Here is an 18,079-nt window from a genome sequence, read left to right as displayed (position 1 = left end):
CGTGTGTGCCTGGACGTCACCAGGTGACGGGCAGCTCGCGGACGCCGTAGATCAGCGACTCGGAGCGCAGCGGAACGTCGTCCGCCTCCCCGTGCAGGCGCAGCCCGGGGAAGCGGGTGAGCAGGGCCCGCAGGGCGATCCGGAGCTCCGCGCGGGCGAGCTGCTGGCCGATGCACAGGTGTACGCCGTGACCGAAGGCGAGGTGCTGGTTGCCGGTCCGGGTCACGTCGAAGACCTCGGGGTCGACGAAGCGGGACGGGTCGCGGTTGGCGGCGGACAACGAGAGGCTGACGCTCTCACCGGCGCGGATGAGCTGACCGCCCACCGGCACGTCCTCGGTCGCGAGGCGCGTCACGCCGAACTGGAACGTCGGCAGGTAGCGGAGCAACTCCTCGACGGCGTCCGGCACCCGGTCCAGGTCGGCGCGCAGGACGGCCAGCTGCTCGGGATTGGTGAGCAGCGCGAACACGCCGAGGCTGAGCTGATTGGCGGTGGTCTCGTGGCCGCCGACGAGCAACAGCATGGCGATGCTGGTCAGTTCCTCGTCGGTGAGCGGGTCGTCGTCCGAGTCGTGGATCAGGCCGGAGATCAGGGCGCCGTCCGGCTCCTCGTGTTTGGTCGCCACCAGAGCCGCCAGGTACTGCCGCAGGTTCCAGGCCGACATCCCGACCTCCATCGGGGTGGCGTCGGTGCGCAGCATCGCAGCGGTCAGCGTCTGGAACTGCTCCCGTTCGGCGTACGGCACGCCGAGCAGTTCGCAGATGACCAGTGAGGGAATGGGCAGGGCGAAGTCCCGGACCAGGTCGGCCGGCGGGCCGGCGGCCTCGATCGCGTCGAGGCGTTCGGTGACGATCTCGGAGATCCGCGGCTCCAGGGCGCGGACCCGGCGCATGGTGAACTGACCCATCAACATCTTGCGGTAACGGGTGTGGTGCGGCGGGTCGACGTGGATGAAGAACGCCGGATCGGGCGGGAGCTGCTTGGCCTCCTCGGGGATCACCTGGATCGGGTTCGACGCCTTGAGGATGTCCGCGCTGAACCGGGTGTCGGCGAGCACCGCCCGGACGTCCTCGGCCCGCGTCACCAGCCAGCCGACCGACCCGTCCGCCATGATCAGCGGACTGACCGGGTGCTCCTCGGCGCGCTGGAGGAGTTCGTCAGGGGGAGAGAACGGACACGTGCCGCGCTGCCGGGGCAGCGGAGCCGGCTCCCCGGTGCCCGATCCGGCCGGGGCGGGATGTTGCGTCGCACTGGTCATCGTCACCACTCATTTCCGCATGGACATTGTCTCCACGATAGGAAGAACGGGTCTTCGGGAAATGCGCCACGACCCGGATCGGGGGTCGATCCAGGGGGATAGGGGCCGCCCTCCATGTCGGCCCCGGCCCGGGGTGCGCTCGATCCCGTAGGGGTGTCCGGCCTCTGCCGGCCCTCATTACCGTCCGAATCGAACGCGCCATCGGGCCGTGTGGACGAGTGGGGGCCGCGGATCGTCATGAAGAGCGAATCAGCATTCACCGATGGAAATGCGGAATCCGACGGCGTCGCCATTGTCGGTGTCGCGTGCCGACTTCCCGGCGCCGACGATCCCGCCGCGTTCTGGCGCCTACTCGCGGACGGCCGTGACGCCGTCACCGAGGCACCGGCCGGGCGCTGGGGGAGCGCCGAGGACCGTCCACGCGGGGGTTTCCTAAACCGGGTCGACGGCTTCGACCCCGGCTTCTTCGGCATCGCCCCCCGCGAGGCGGCCACCATGGACCCCCAGCAACGGCTCATGCTGGAGCTCGGCTGGGAAGCCCTGGAGGACGCCGGCATCGTCCCGGACGCTCTCGCCGGCACCCGAGCCGGTGTCTTCGTCGGCGCGATCGGCGACGACTACGCCACAGTGATCCGCCGGCTCGGGGTCGACGGCATCACCCCGTGGACACTCACCGGCACCAACCGGGGCATCATCGCCAACCGGCTGTCGTACGTGCTCGGGCTGCGCGGTCCCAGCCTCACCGTCGACGCGGCACAGGCGTCCTCGCTGGTCGCCGTCCACCTGGCCGCGGAGAGCCTGCGTGAGCGCCGCTGCCAGGTCGCCCTGGCCGGCGGGGTCAGCCTCAACCTGGCCCCGGAGAGCACCCTCACCGCCGCCGCGTTCGGTGGTCTGTCGCCGGACGGCCGCTGCTACACGTTCGACGCCCGGGCCAACGGCTACGCGCGCGGCGAGGGCGGCGTCGTCCTCACCCTCAAACTCCTCGCCGACGCGCTCGCCGACGGCGACCAGATCTACGGCGTGGTCCGGGGCGGCGCGGTCAACAACGACGGCGGTGGCGACAGCCTCACCACACCCACCAGCGACGGTCAGACCGACGTGCTGCGCGAGGCGTACCGGCAGGCCGGGGTCGACCCGGCGACGGTCCAGTACGTGGAGCTGCACGGCACCGGCACCCGGGTCGGTGACCCGGTGGAGGCCGACGCGCTCGGCGCGGTTCTCGGGGTGGCGTCCGGCCGGCGTCATCCGCTGCTCGTCGGGTCGGTGAAGACGAACGTCGGGCACCTGGAGGGCGCGGCGGGCGTGGTCGGGCTCCTGAAGACCGTCCTGGCCCTGCACCACCGAGAACTGCCACCGAGCCTGAACTTCGCCACGCCGAACCCGCGCATCCCGTTCGACGAGTTGCGCCTGCGGGTCCGTACGGAGCACGGGGCGTGGCCGGAGTCGCAGCGGCAGCTGGTCGCCGGGGTCAGCTCGTTCGGCATGGGCGGGACGAACTGCCACGTCGTGCTGTCGTCGGCGCCGACCCGGCCACCCGTGACCGACGAGCCGGCGACCAACGAACCCGTGGCGTGGCTGCTGTCCGGGCGTACCCCGGCCGCCGTACGCGCGCAGGCCGGACAGTTGCGGGACGCGCTCGCCGCGGATGCGCGGCCGGTGGACGTGGCGTACTCCCTCGCCCGGCACCGCAGCGGTTTCGACCACCGGGCGGCGGTCGTCGGAGCGGACCTGACCACCCTGACCGAGCGCTTGGCCGCCCTCGCCGCCGACGGCTCGCCGGTGCAGCGGGTCGGCGACGGCAAGCTCGCGTTCCTCTTCGCCGGCCAGGGCTCGCAGCGGGTCGGGATGGGCCTCGACCTCGCCGACACCTACCCGGTGTTCGCGGCAGCCTTCGACGCCGCCTGCGCCGACCTCGACGCGCACCTGGACCGTCCGCTGCGTGAGGTCGTCGCGGACGGGTCGGAGCTGGACCGGACCGTCTACACGCAGGCCGCGCTGTTCGCCTTCGAGGTGGCGCTGTTCCGGCTCGTCGAGTCGTTCGGCGTTACACCGGACTACCTGGTCGGGCACTCCATCGGCGAGATCGCCGCGGCCCACGTCGCCGGGGTGCTGTCCCTGGCCGACGCGGCGACGCTGGTCACGGCCCGGGGCCGACTGATGCAGGACCTCCCGGCCGGTGGCGTGATGATCGCGGTGCAGGCCGCCGAGGCCGACGTGACACCGCACCTCACCGACGGCGTGGACATCGCGGCGGTCAACGGCCCCGGCTCGGTGGTGCTGTCCGGCACCGCCGACGCGGTGACCGGGGTCGCGGCGAGGTTCGAGAAGACCCGGCGGCTGCGGGTCAGCCACGCCTTCCACTCGGCGCTGATGGAACCGATGCTCGTGGCCTTCGCCGAGGTCGCCCAGACGCTGACGTACGCGCCGCCGACCATCCCGATCGTCTCGAACGTGACGGGCCGGATCGCGGAGACCCAGGACGCCGCCTACTGGGTGCGGCACGTGCGGGAGGCGGTGCGGTTCGCCGACGGGCTCGCGACCCTGGAGAGCGAAGGCGTCACCACGTTCGTCGAGATCGGCCCGGACGGGGTGCTCTGCGCGATGGGCGCCCACTGCGCGCCGACGGGCGCGTTCGTCAGGGCCCAGCGCCCGGACCGCCCGCAGGCGGAGACGGTCGTCGCCGCCCTGGCTGAGCTGCACGGCCGGGGAGTCGCCGTCGACTGGACGCCGTCGCTGGCCGGCGGGGTGCGCGTGCCGCTGCCCACGTACCCGTTCCAGCGCGAGTCCTACTGGGTGTCCGAGACCGCCGACGAGCCTTCGACGCCGGCCGCGCGCAGCGCCGCGCGCTCCGAGGACGACCTTCTCGACCTGGTACGCACGCACGCCGCCTCGGTCCTCGGCCACCCGGACCCGTTCACCGTCGACACCACCCACTCCTTCAAGCAGCTCGGCTTCGACTCGCTGACCGCCGTCGAACTCCGCGACCGCCTCAGCTCCGCCCTCGACCTCGTGTTGCCGGCCACCCTGCTCTACGACAGCCCCGACCCGGTCACGCTCGCCCGGTGGCTGCACACCGCCTCGGGCGGCGTCGACCCCTCGACCGTCGAGGAGTCCGCGCAGCCGGGGCGGCCCGACGCCGATGAGCCGATCGCCGTAGTCGCGATGGCCTGCCGCTATCCCGGCGGCATCACCGACCCCGACGAGCTGTGGCACCTGGTGTCCAGCGGCGGTGACGCCATCACCGGCTTCCCCACCGACCGGGGTTGGGACCTGACCGCTCTCTACCACCCGAACCCCGGCCACCCGGGCACCAGCTACACCCGCTCCGGCGGTTTTCTGCACGACGCCGCCGAGTTCGACCCGGGCTTCTTCGGCATCTCCCCGCGCGAGGCGTTGGCGATGGACCCGCAGCAGCGACTGCTGTTGCAGGCCTCCTGGGAGGCGGTGGAGCGGGCCGGCATCGTGCCGGGCGCGCTGCGCGGCAGCCGCACCGGGGTCTTCGTGGGCGCCACCTCCCACGAGTACGGCGCACGCCTCGCCGAACCCGCCGACGGCCTCGACGGCTACGTGCTGACGGGCAGCACGATGAGCGTCGCCTCCGGTCGCATCTCGTACGTGCTCGGGCTGGAAGGGCCGGCGCTGACGGTCGACACCGCCTGCTCGTCGTCGCTGGTCGCGCTGCACCTGGCCGCCCAGTCGCTGCGCCGGGGGGAGTGTGAACTGGCTCTGGCCGGCGGTGCCACGGTGATGGCCGGCCCCGGCATGTTCGTCGAGTTCAGCCGCCAGCGCGGCCTGGCCGGCGACGGCCGGTGCAAGGCGTTCGGCGCTGCCGCCGACGGCACCGGGTGGGGCGAGGGCGTCGGCGTCCTCGTCCTGGAACGGCTCAGCAACGCGCAGGCGAACGGCCACCAGGTCCTCGCCGTGATCCGGGGCAGCGCGATCAACTCCGACGGCGCCTCCAACGGGCTGGCCGCGCCGAACGGCCCGGCCCAGCAACGCGTCATCCGGGCCGCCCTCGCCGACGCCGGACTCACCCCGGCCGACGTCGACGTGGTCGAGGCACACGGCACCGGCACCACACTGGGCGACCCGATCGAGGCGCAGGCGCTGATCGCCACCTACGGCGTCGACCGACCCGAGGACGACCCGCTGTGGCTGGGCTCGCTGAAGTCCAACATCGGCCACACCCAGGCCGCCGCCGGCGTCGGTGGCGTGATCAAGATGATCCTCGCGATGCGCGCCGAGGTGCTGCCCCGCACCCTGCACGCCGACGAGCCGTCACCGCACGTCGACTGGTCCGCCGGCACCGTCCGACTGCTCACCGAACCCCGCGACTGGCGGCGGAACGACCACCCCCGCCGGGCCGCCGTCTCCTCCTTTGGCATCAGCGGAACGAACGCCCACCTGGTCCTCGAAGAGGCGCCCGACGTGGACGTCCCGGAGCGCCCGACAGTGCCGCCGACCGTGCCGGTGCTGGTGTCCGCCCGTACGCCGCACGCCCTGCGACGCCAGGCAGCGCGTCTGCGCGACCGCATCGGGGGAGACGACACCCACCTCGCCGACCTCGCGTACACACTCAACACCACCCGGACCCGGTTCGAACACCGGGCGGTCGTCCTCGCCACCACACCGGACGACCTGCGCGACGGACTGGCCGCCCTGGCCGAGGACCGGTCGGCGGCGAACGTCGTCACCGCCCACCCGGCCGAGCCCGGCCGGGTCGCGTTCGTCTTCCCGGGACAGGGTTCCCAGTGGTTGGGCATGGCCGTCGAGCTGGCCGACGCCGAGCCGGTGTTCCACGAGCACCTGACCGCCTGCGGTGCGGCGCTGTTCCCGTACACCGGCTGGGATCTTCTCGCCGCGCTGCGCGGCGACGACGACGCGCCGTCGCTGGAGCGGGTCGACGTGGTCCAGCCCGCGCTGTGGGCGGTGATGGTCTCCCTGGCCCGGCTCTGGCAGGCCGCCGGTGTCCGACCGGCCGCGGTGATCGGGCACAGCCAGGGCGAGGTCGCCGCCGCGCACATCGCCGGCGCGCTCACCCTGGACGACGCCGCCCGGATCGCGGCCCGCCGCAGCCAGGCGATCGTCGCACTGGCCGGGCAGGGCGGGATGCTCGCGGTCCAGGCGTCCGCCGCCGTCGTGGAGCCGGTCCTGGCCCGGTGGGACGGCCGGATCAGCGTGGCCGCCGTCAACGGCCCGACCGCCGTGGTCGTCGCCGGGGAACCCGCCGACCTGGACGACCTCGAAGCGGCGCTCGCCGCGCTGGGCATCGAGGCGAAGCGCATCAAGGTCGACTACGCCTCGCACTCGGCACACGTGGAGGCGATCCGCGACGAGCTGCTGCACGCGCTCAGCGGGGTCGCGCCGTGCGCCGCCGACATCCCGTTCTACTCGACCGTCTACGGCTCCCGGCTGGACACCACCGAGCTGGACGCCGACTACTGGTACACCAACCTGCGCCGGCCGGTCCGCTTCGCCGAGACGGTGGACGTGCTGCTGTCCGACGGGTACCGCGCCTTCGTCGAGGCCAGCCCACACCCGGTGCTCGTCGCCGCCGTGCAGGACTCGGCCGACGAGGCCGGAGTGGACGCCGCCGTGCTCCGCACGTTGCGACGCCACGACGGCGGCCCGGACCGGTTCCGGGTCGCGCTGGCCGAGGCGTACGCGCGCGGGCTCACCGTCGACTGGACGGACCTGACCCCGGACGGCGCGCTGGTGGCACTGCCCACCTACCCGTTCGAACGGGAGCACTTCTGGCACCACCCGGTCGTGCCCGGCAGCGCCGACGACCCGGCCAACGACCCGTTCTGGGCGGCCGTGGAACGTGGCGACGCCGCCGCGCTCGCCACCGACCTGGCCCTGGCCCCGGGCGCACTGGACGAGATCGTGCCGGTGCTGGCCGCCTGGCGGCGTGAGCAGCGGATCCGCGCCGGGGCCGCCGGTTGGCGCTACGTGGTCGAGTGGAAGCCGCAGCCGGACGCCACGGTCACCGCCGCCGGGCACTGGATCGTCGCCGTGGCCGGGTACGACCCGGGCACCACAGCCGTCCTCCAGGCCCTCGGCGACGCCGGGCTCACCCTGGACGTGGTGGTCGTCGCCGCCGACGCCGACCGGGCCGCTCTCGCCGAGCGGCTCACCGGCGACGCCGACGGCGTCCTGTCTCTGCTCGCCTTCGCGGACGGGCCCCTCGGCGAGGGGCTGCGCCGCACCCTGACCCTCACCCAGGCACTCGGTGACGCCGGCGTGGACGCCCCGCTCTGGCTGGTCACCAGTGGCGCCGTCGACACCGGCCCGGCGGACCGGGTGGACGACCCCGAGCAGGCCCTGATCTGGGGTCTCGGCCGGATCGTCGCCCTGGAACACGCCGAACGGTGGGGCGGCCTGGTCGACCTGCCCACCGACCTCGACGAGCGGGCCGCCGAGCGGCTGCTCGCCACGGTGGCCGGCGAGGACGGCGAGGACCAGGTGGCCATCCGGGTCGACGGCCGCTACCTGCGCCGCCTCGGCCACGCACCCCGCCCGGCCCGGCTGGCCGGCGGCCCACGCCCGGACGGACCGGTGCTGATCACCGGCGGTACGGGTGCCCTCGGCGCCACCGTCGCCCGCTGGTACGCCGAGCGTGGCGTGCCGCACCTGATCCTGCTCAGCCGACGCGGCCCGGACGCGCCCGGCGCCGCCGACCTGGTCGCCGACCTGGCCACCCTGGGCGCCACCGCCTCGGTGGTGGCCTGCGACGCCGGTGACCGGGACGCCCTCGCGGCGGTCCTCGCCGCGCATCCGGTCAGCGCCGTCGTGCACGCCGCCGGGCTGCTCGACGACGGCACCGTCGACACCCTCACCGCCGAGCAGGTCGACCGGGTGCTCGCCGCGAAGGTGGCCGCCGCCCGTAACCTCGACGACCTCACCCGCGACCGGGACCTCGACGCGTTCGTGCTGTTCTCGTCGATCGCGGCGAGCATCGGCATCCCGGGGCAGGGCAACTACGCGCCGGGAAACGCGTACCTCGACGCCCTGGCCGAGCAGCGCCGCGCCGACGGCCTGCCCGCGACGTCGATCGCCTGGGGTCCGTGGGCCGGCGGCGGCATGGCCGCCGACGCCGCGGTCGGCGACCTCATGCAGCGCCACGGCATCACCCCGATGGACCCGCAGATCGCGCTCGCCGCCCTGCAACAGGCCCTCGACGACGACGCCACCACGATCACCGTCGCCGACCTCGACTGGGACCGGCTGGCCCTCGCGCTCACCGCCGGCCGCCGCCGGCCGCTGATCGAGGACCTGCCGGAGGTGCAGCGCGCCATCGGTGCCGGCGCGGTCACGTCCCACGCGACAGGTGGCCCCGCCGAGAGCCTCGCCACCGCGCTGGCCGCCCTGCCCGAGGCGGCCCGCGAACGGGCAGTGGTCGGCCTGGTCCGCGAACAGGCGGCGCTCGTGCTCGGCCACACCGGCCCGGACGCGGTCGACCCGAACCGTCCGTTCCGCGAGCTGGGCTTCGACTCCCTCGCCGGCGTCGAGCTGCGCAACCGCCTGCGCACTGTCACCGGCCTGCGCCTGTCGACCACCCTGGTCTTCGACCACCCCACCCCGGCCGCCCTCGCGGCGCACCTGCACGACGAGCTCACCGGCACGCTGCCCGCCCGACCCGCTGACGACCCCGCCACGGTACGGGTACCCGACGAGCCGATCGCGATCGTCGCGATGGCCTGCCGCTACCCCGGGAACGTCACCTCGCCCGCCGACCTGTGGCGACTGCTGGACGACGGCGGTGACGCGATCGGTGGCTTCCCCACCGACCGTGGGTGGGACCTGGCCGGCCTCTACCACCCGGACCCGGATCACCCGGGCACCTCGACCACCCGGCACGGCGGGTTCCTCTACGACGTCGCCGACTTCGACCCCGCCCCGTTCGGCATCTCCCCCCGCGAAGCCCTGGCGATGGACCCGCAGCAGCGGCTCCTGCTGGAGACCTCGTGGGAGGCGTTCGAACGGGCCGGCATCGACCCCGCGACGCTGCGCGGCCGGCACGCCGGGGTCTACGTCGGCCTCACCTACCAGGACTACGCCTCCCGCGTCCGGCAGGCACCCGCCGACCTGGAGGGCTACCTGCTCACCGGCAGCACCGCGAGCGTCGCCTCCGGCCGGATCGCGTACGCCTTCGGCCTCGACGGCCCCGCCGTCACCGTCGACACCGCCTGCTCGTCGTCGCTCGTCGCGCTGCACCTGGCCGTGCGGGCGCTGCGGGCCGGTGAGTGTGACCTGGCGCTGGCCGGTGGCGTCGCCATCATGTCCACCCCGCACATGTTCGTCGAGTTCAGCCGCCAACGTGGACTCGCCCCGGACGGCCGCTGCAAGCCCTTCTCCGCCGACGCCGACGGTTTCGGCTCCGCCGAGGGCGTGGGCATGCTGCTGGTCGAGCGTCTCTCCGACGCCCAGCGGAACGGTCACCCGGTCCTCGCCGTGGTCCGTGGCACCGCCGTCAACTCCGACGGCGCGTCGAACGGTCTGACCGCACCGAACGGCCCCGCCCAGCAGCGGGTGATCCGGGCCGCGCTCGCCGACGCGGCGCTGACGCCCGGCGATATCGACGTGATCGAGGCGCACGGCACCGGCACCGCGCTGGGCGACCCCATCGAGGCACAGGCGTTGCAGGCGGCGTACGGGCCGGACCGCCCGGCGCACCGGCCGCTGTGGCTCGGCTCGGTCAAGTCGAACCTCGGGCACACCCAGGCCGCCGCCGGTGTCGCCGGCGTCATCAAGCTGGTCGAGGCGATGCGGCACGAGGTGCTGCCCCGCACCCTGCACGCGGCGACGCCCAGCCCGCACATCGAGTGGGCGGACAGCCCGCTGCGACTGCTGCACACGGCCCAGCCGTGGCCGGCGGACCTGCCGCGCCGCGCCGCCGTGTCGTCGTTCGGCATCAGCGGCACCAACGCCCACGTGATCCTGGAGGCGCCCGCCGGAGTCGGCCGCGTACCGGCCCTCCCGCAGGCGTCCTCTCCCGTCGTACCGCTGGCGCTCAGCGGCCAGTCGACCGACGCGCTGCGCGCCCAGGCGCTCCACCTCGCGGACCGGCTGGCCGAACCGGGCACACCCACACTGCTGGACACCGGCTGGACCCTGGCCTCCGCCCGCACCGCGTTCCCGCACCGGGCGGTGCTGCTCACCAGCGGGAGCGACGCGGTGGGCGCGCTGCGCGATCTGGCCGCGGGCCGCGACCACACCGGCGTGCACACCGGTGAGGTACGGGCGGGAGGTCTCGCCTTCGTCTTCTCCGGTCAGGGTTCGCAGCGTCCGGGCATGGGCCTGGCACTGGCCGGCACGTTCCCGGTGTACGCGGAGGCGTTCGACGCGGCCTGCTCGGAGGTGGACCGGCATCTGGACCGGCCGGTCCGCGAGGTGATCGCCGAGGGCGACGATCTGGATCAGACCGTCTACACGCAGTCGGCGTTGTTCGCGGTCGAGGTGGCTCTGTTCCGCCTGGTGGAGTCGTTCGGGGTGACGCCGGACTTCCTGGTGGGGCATTCGATCGGGGAGATCGCCGCCGCGCACGTGGCCGGGGTGTTGTCCCTGCCGGCTGCGGCGACGTTGGTCACCGCCCGAGGTCGTCTCATGCAGGCGCTTCCGGCCGGCGGTGTGATGGTCGCGGTACGGGCCACCGAAGCGGAGGTGCTGCCGCTGCTGACCGACGGGGTGTCCGTCGCGGCGGTGAACGGCCCGCGTTCGGTGGTGCTGTCCGGTGTGGCGGACGAGGTCGCCGCCGTCGCGGCGACGTTCAAGGCCAAGCAGTTGCGGGTCAGTCACGCGTTCCACTCGGTGTTGATGGAGCCGATGCTGGCCGAGTTCGCGTCGGTGGCGGCGACGCTTTCCTACGGCACGCCGCGCATCCCGATCGTGTCGAACGTGACCGGGCAGATCGCCGAGACCCAGGACGCCGCGTACTGGGTGCGGCACGTGCGCGAGGCGGTGCGGTTCACCGACGGGATCACCACCCTGGAGAGTCTGGGTGTCTCGACGTTCGTGGAGATCGGTCCCGACGGGGTGCTCTCCGCGATGGGTGCGGACTGCGTGAGCGACGCGGTGTTCGTACCCGTGCAACGCTCCGACCGGGACCAGCCGACCACGCTGCTGACCGCCCTCGCGCAGGTCTTCGTGCGCGGTGTCGCGGTGGACTGGACGCCGTGTCTGACCGGCGGGCGGCTGGTCGACCTGCCCACCTACGCCTTCCAGCGGCAGCGCTTCTGGCTCGAGGACGACACCGCCACCCCCGACACCCCGTTCTGGCAGGCCGTCGACCGCGGCGACCTGGCCGACCTGCTCGGCGTCGCCGACGACCGCCCCCTCGACGAGGTCCTTCCCGCACTGCGCGCCTGGCGTCGCCAGGGCACCGAGCCCGGCCTGCGCTACCGCGTCGACTGGCCGGTCCGCGACGTCACCACCGCCCCCCGTCCCGGTCGCTGGTTGGTCGTCGTCCCCGACCTCGACCTCCCGGTGACCGCCGGCCTCGTGGACGCCGGTGGTCCCGACGTGGTCGCGGTCCCGGCCGACGAGCTGCCCACCATCGACCCGCACGACGTCGTCGGCGTGCTGTCCCTGCTCGCCCTGGACGAGCGCCCCGACCCGGACCATCCGCACCTGTCCCGTGGCCTGACCGGCACCTCCGCGCTGCTCCGCGACCTTCCGCAGGGCACCCCGCTCTGGGCCGTCACCAGCGGCGCGGTTCGGGTCGGCGACGAACCCCGGATCAGCCCGCACCAGGCCACCGTGTGGGGGTACGGCCGGGTCGCCGCCCTCGAACTCCCCGACACCTGGGCCGGCCTCGCCGACCTGCCGGAGAACCCCGACGCGCACACCCTCGCCCGGCTCTGGGCGGTGGTCCGCAGCACCACCACGGAGGACCAGGTCGCCATCCGGGACACCGGGGTCCACGTCCGACGTGTCGTGCCGGCAGCCCCGCCCACCACCCCGACCACCTGGTCACCGCGCGGCAGCGTCCTGATCACCGGCGGCACCGGCGCGCTCGGCGCGCACGTGGCCCGCTGGCTCGCCGGTGCCGGCGCCCCCCACCTGGTGCTGACCAGCCGGGCCGGTGCCGACGCCCCCGGCGCGGACCGGCTGCACGCCGAGCTGACCGCGCTCGGGGCCCGCGTCACCATCGCCGCCTGCGACGTCACCGACGCCGACGCCCTTACCGACCTGCTCGACACCATCGGGGACCTGACCGCCGTCTTCCACACCGCCGGCGCCCTGCGGTTCGCCGCAACGCTCGACGACGACCCCGCCGGGCTCGCCGAGGTCGCCGCCGCCAAGGTCGCCGGCGCCGCCCACCTGGACCGGCTCCTCGCCGACACCCCACTCGACGCGTTCGTGCTGTTCAGCTCGATCGCCGCGCTCTGGGGCAGTGGCGAGCAGAGCGGGTACGCCGCCGCGAACGCCTACCTGGACGCCCTCGCCGACGACCGGCGAAGCCGGGGCCTGACCGCCACAGCGGTCGCCTGGGGTCCGTGGGGGGACGGCGGGATGGTCGACGCCGGCACCGAAACCCTGCTGTTCCGCCGCGGCCTGCCGGTCCTCGACCCGCCGACCGCGATCGCCGCGCTGCGTCAGGCCCTGGACGGCGACGAAACCTACGTGGCGGTCGCCGACGTCGACTGGTCCCGTTTCGCCCCCGTCTTCAGCGCCGCCCGACCCCGGCCGTTGATCGGCGACCTGCCGCAGGTGCGGGCGCTGGTCGGCCAGAGCGTCGAGCAGACCGCCACACCGCTGGCCGAGACCCTGGCCGCGCTGGCCCCGGCCGAACAGGAACACCACCTGCTCACCCTCGTCCGTGGCGTCACCGCCGCCGTCCTCGGTCACGCCGGGCCGGACGCGGTCGGCGCGGAGCAGGCGTTCCGTGAGATGGGGGTCGACTCGCTCACCGGTGTGGACCTGCGGGACCGGCTGCGCCGCGACGTCGGCTTCGCCCCGCCCGCCACCCTCGTCTTCGACCACCCGAACCCGCTCGCGGTGGCCCGCTACCTGCGCGACCGGCTGCTCGACCAGCCCGCCACCGCAGCGCCGGCCCCGGCGTCGACAGCGGCACCCGACGACGACCCGATCGTCGTGGTCGGCATGGCCTGCCGCTTCCCCGGCGGCGTGCAGGGGCCCGACGACCTGTGGCGGCTCGTCGCCGACGAGGCCGACGTCATCTCCGGGTTCCCCGCCGACCGTGGCTGGGCACTCGACGCGCTCTACCACCCGGACCCGGACCACCAGGGCACCGCGTACACCCGCTCCGGCGGCTTCCTGCACGACGCGGCGGACTTCGACGCCGACCTGTTCGGGATCAACGGCCGCGAGGCCCTGGCGATGGACCCGCAGCAGCGGCTCCTGCTGGAGACCGCCTGGCAGGCCCTCGAAGACGCGGGCCTTCCGCCACGGGCCCAGCGCGGTCGGCGGACCGGCGTCTTCGTCGGCGGCGCCCACCTCGGGTACGCAGAAGGCGCACCGCCACCACCCGGGGTCGAGGGGTACCGGCTCACCGGCAACGCGACGAGCGTGATGTCCGGTCGGGTCGCCTACACCTTCGGCTTCGAGGGTCCGGCCGTCACCATCGACTCGGCGTGCTCGTCGTCGCTCGTCGCCCTGCACTGGGCGGCCCGCGCGCTGCGGCAGGGGGAGTGCACGCTCGCCCTGGCCGGCGGTGTGGCCGTCATGTCGAGCCCGGCGGTCTTCGTCGAGTTCAGCCGGCAGGGCGGGCTCGCCCCGGACGGCCGGTGCAAGGCGTTCGCCGCCGGGGCCGACGGCACCGGTTGGGCCGAGGGCGTCGGGTTCGTGGTCCTGGAACGGATGTCGGACGCCCTGGCCAACGGGCACACAGTGCTCGCCGTGGTCCGGGGCAGCGCGGTCAACTCCGACGGCGCGTCCAACGGTCTGACCGCCCCGAACGGGCCCGCGCAGCAGCGGGTGATCGTCGAGGCGCTCGCCGACGCGGGCCTGTCCACAGCCGACGTCGACGTGGTCGAGGCGCACGGCACCGGCACCACGCTCGGCGACCCGATCGAGGCGCAGGCGCTGCTCGCCACGTACGGGCGGGGTCGACCGGCCGCGCAACCACTGCTGCTGGGCTCGCTCAAGTCGAACATCGGGCACGCCCAGGCCGCCGCCGGCATCGGCGGGATCATCAAGATGGTCCAGGCGATGCGGCACGGCCTCGCGCCACGGACCCTGCACGTGGACGAGCCGACACCGCACGTGGACTGGTCGGCCGGCGCGGTGCGGCTGCTCACCTCGGCGCAGCCGTGGCCGCAGACCGGTCGGGCGCGACGCGCGGCGGTCTCGGCGTTCGGGGTGAGCGGCACCAACGCCCACGTCATCCTCGAACAGCCCGAGCCCGTCGCGCCGCCGCAGCCCGAGGCGACAGCGCCGGATCGGCAGCTGCCCTACGTCCTGTCCGGACGGTCCGACCGGGCGCTGCGGGCCCAGGCCGAACGGCTCCTCGCCGCCGGTGTGGACCGGCACGTCGAGGCCGGCACCGGAGTGACCCTCGCCCGTTCCCTGGCCACCACCCGCTCCGCCCTGGAACACCGGAGCGTCGTCCTGGCCGCCGACGCCGACGCGCTGCGTACCGGCCTGCACGCCGTCGCGGCCGGCGAACCCGGCCCGTCGGTCATCAACGGCACCGCCACCGCCACCGGCAAGCTCGCCTTCCTCTTCACCGGCCAGGGCAGCCAACGCCCCGGTGCCGGCCGCGACCTGTACGCCACCGAACCGGTCTTCACCGCAGCGCTCGACGAGATCCGGGCCGCGTTCGCCCTGCACCTCGACCGCCCGCTGCTCGACGTCATGTTCGCCGAGCCGGGCACCGCTGACGCGGCGGTGCTGGACCGCACCGAGTTCACCCAGCCGGCGCTCTTCGCCCTCGAAGTGGCCCTGTACCGCCTCCTCGAAACGCGCGGAGTGACAGCCGACTACCTACTCGGCCACTCCATCGGCGAACTCGCCGCCGCGCACGTCGCCGGTGTGCTGTCCCTGCCCGACGCCGCCCGGCTGGTCGCCGCGCGGGGCCGGCTGATGCAGGCGCTCCCCGCAGGCGGCGCGATGGTGGCGATGCAGGGCACCGAGGCGGAGATCCGGCCACTGCTGACCGGCGACGTGTCGATCGCCGCGGTCAACGGACCCGAATCGGTGGTCGTCGCCGGCGACGCGGACACCGTCGACCTGATCGTCGAGCGGTGGCGCGCGGACGGGCGACGGGCCAAGCGGCTCAACGTCAGCCACGCCTTCCACTCCGCCCACATGGACCCGATGCTCGACGAGTTCCGCCGGATCGCCGCCGACCTCACGTACGCGCCGCCGACGATCCCGCTGATCTCCGACCTGACCGGCGAACCGGCCGGCCGGCCGGACGCCGACTACTGGGTGCGGCACGTCCGCGAGGCGGTGCGCTTCGCCGACGGGATCACCGCACTGGACGCCCGGGGTGTCACCGCGTACTGCGAGGTCGGCCCCGGTGGGGTGTTGACCGCGCTGGCCCGGGAGTGCCTGCCCACGGCGCGGCAGGCGGACGCCGTCCTGGTCGCCGCGCTGCGCGGTGACCGGGCCGAACCCGCCGCGGTCGCCGAGGCGGTGGCCGGCCTGCACGTCGGTGGGGTGCCCGTCGACTGGGCGAGCGCCCTGCCCGGCACGGCGACCGTGCCGCTGCCCACCTACCCGTTCCAGCGCCGCCGGTTCTGGATCGCCCCGGCCCTGCCCGGCAGCACCGGCGCCGACTCGTCGGACGACCCCTTCTGGTCCGCCGTGCGGCACAACGACCTGGAGACGCTCGGCACGATGCTCGGCGACGACCGGGTGGCGGAGGTCGCGCAGGCGCTGCCGGCCCTGGCCGACTGGCACCGGGGACGTCAGGCCCGCGACACCGCCGACCGGCAGCGGTACCGGGCACAGTGGGAACCCGTCGCCATGCACGGCACCGCCCGTCTCGGCGGAACCTGGCTGGTCGCGCTCCCCGGCCCGGCGGACGCGTACGCCCGTACCCTGATCGAGGCCCTGACCTCCGCCGGCGCCCACCCGCTGCCGGTCGTGCTGGACGGCCGCGACCGGGCGGCGATCGCCGCCGAGCTGGACTCGGCGACCGCTGTCACCGGTGTCCTGTCGCTGCTCGCCCTGGACGACCGGGAACTGCCCGGCCACCCCGGGGTGCCCAACGGGCTGGCCGCCACCCTGGCCCTGATCCAGGCGGCCGGGGACGCCCACCTCGACGCGCCGCTGTGGGCCGTCACCCGGGGCGCGGTGTCCGCCACCGCCGAGGTCACCGACCCGACCCAGAACGCCGTGTGGGGCCTCGGCCGCGTCGCCGCCCTGGAGCACTCCGCCCGCTGGGGTGGGCTGATCGACCTGCCGGACCGTGTTGACGGCCCCGCGCTCTGCCGGGTGCTCGCCGACGGCGGCGTCGACCAGGTCGCCCTGCGCGACGCCGGCACGTTCGTCCGTCGCCTGGTCCGGGCACCGCTCCCGCCCACCACCCCGACCCGCTGGACACCCCGCGACACCGTCCTGATCACCGGTGGCACCGGCGCGCTCGCCGGGCACGTGGCCCGCCGACTCGCCCAGGACGGCGCCGGCCACCTGGTCCTGGCCAGTCGCCGAGGTGCCGACGCCCCCAACGCTGACGACCTGACCCGGGAGCTGACCGCGCTCGGTGCCCGGGTCACGCTGGTGGCCTGCGACCTGACCGACTCCGACGACGTCGCCGACCTGCTCCGCCGGGCCGACGCCGACGCGCTGCCGCTGCGCGCCGTGGTGCACACCGCCGGCATCGGCGACTCCGCCCCGCTCGACGAGACCACCCCGGAGCTGCTGGCCCGCATCGTCGCCGCGAAGATCGGCGGGGCCCGGCACCTGGAGGACCTCCTCGGCGACCGGGACCTGGACGCCTTCGTCTGCTTCTCCTCCATCTCCGGCCTCTGGGGCAGCGGCGGTCAGGCCGCCTACGCCGCGGGCAACGCCTACCTCGACGCGTTCGCCGAACGGCGGCGCGCGCGAGGCCTGGCCGGCAGCGCCATCGCGTGGGGACCGTGGGGCGAGGGCGGCATGGTCGCCGACACCGGCACCGAGGAACACCTGCGGCGACGCGGGCTCACCCCGCTGGTCCCGGCCGCGGCGGTCGACGCGTTCGCCCGCGCCCTTGACCACGGCGACGTCACCGTCGCGGTCGCCGACGTCGACTGGGCCCGTTTCGCTCCCGCCTTCACCGCCGCCCGCCCCAGCCCTCTGCTGGACGGCGTCGAGGAGGCCCGCGCGGCGGTCGCCGTGCCGGCCGCACCGGTGCGGGCCGCCGGGCCGATCGACGGGCTCACCGACCTGCCCGACGCCGAACGCGGGCACCTGCTGCTCGACCTGGTCCGGACCGAGACGGCCACCGTCCTCGGCCCGGGCGGCGGCTTCGAGGCGAACCGCGCCTTCCGCGAACTCGGCTTCGACTCGTTGACAGCGGTCGAGATGCGCAACCGGCTCACCGCGGTCACCGGGCTGAACCTCCCGGCCACCCTGGTGTTCGACCACCCGACCCCGGCGGTCCTCGCCGCGCACCTGGACACCCTCCTCATGCGTGAGCACCGCCCGGCCGCGCCGACGGTGGAGGGTCGCCTCGACGACCTCGAGGCGGCTCTCGCCGCCACCGGTGTCGACGACACCGACCGGCCCGCCCTGGTGGCCCGCCTCCAGGCGCTCGCACACCGCTGGGCCGCCACCGAGGAACCGGCGGAGGTGGCCGGCGACGAGATCGGCGACGCGACCGCCGACGAACTGCTCCAGATCATCCAGAACGAATTCGGCAGATCTTGATCC

General features: G+C 74.5%; 2 protein-coding genes. One reads left to right on the top strand and one right to left on the bottom strand.

Features of this window, described 5'->3' with window-relative positions:
• Nucleotides 1-16: 16 nt before the first annotated feature.
• Entirely contained in the window at nt 17-1,258 is a 1,242-nt protein-coding gene (locus GA0070612_RS24680) for a cytochrome P450 (RefSeq protein WP_088991738.1), read from the bottom strand.
• Nucleotides 1,259-1,495: 237 nt separating this feature from the next.
• On the opposite strand from GA0070612_RS24680, the gene GA0070612_RS24675 reads away from it, so the two are divergent.
• Entirely contained in the window at nt 1,496-18,076 is a 16,581-nt protein-coding gene (locus GA0070612_RS24675) for a type I polyketide synthase (RefSeq protein ID WP_088991737.1), read from the top strand.
• The last annotated feature ends 3 nt before the right edge of the window (nt 18,077-18,079 follow it).

The sequence above is a fragment of the Micromonospora chokoriensis genome (assembly GCF_900091505.1).
Taxonomy (GTDB): domain Bacteria; phylum Actinomycetota; class Actinomycetes; order Mycobacteriales; family Micromonosporaceae; genus Micromonospora; species Micromonospora chokoriensis.
This window is presented reverse-complemented; position numbering and strand designations above follow the sequence as displayed.

Bases quoted from the DNA above. Each gene is read 5' to 3' on its own strand.
- GA0070612_RS24680 (WP_088991738.1), bottom strand. From the start codon at position 1,258: ATGACCAGTGCGACGCAACATCCCGCCCCGGCCGGATCGGGCACCGGG.
- GA0070612_RS24675 (WP_088991737.1), top strand. From the start codon at position 1,496: ATGAAGAGCGAATCAGCATTCACCGATGGAAATGCGGAATCCGACGGC.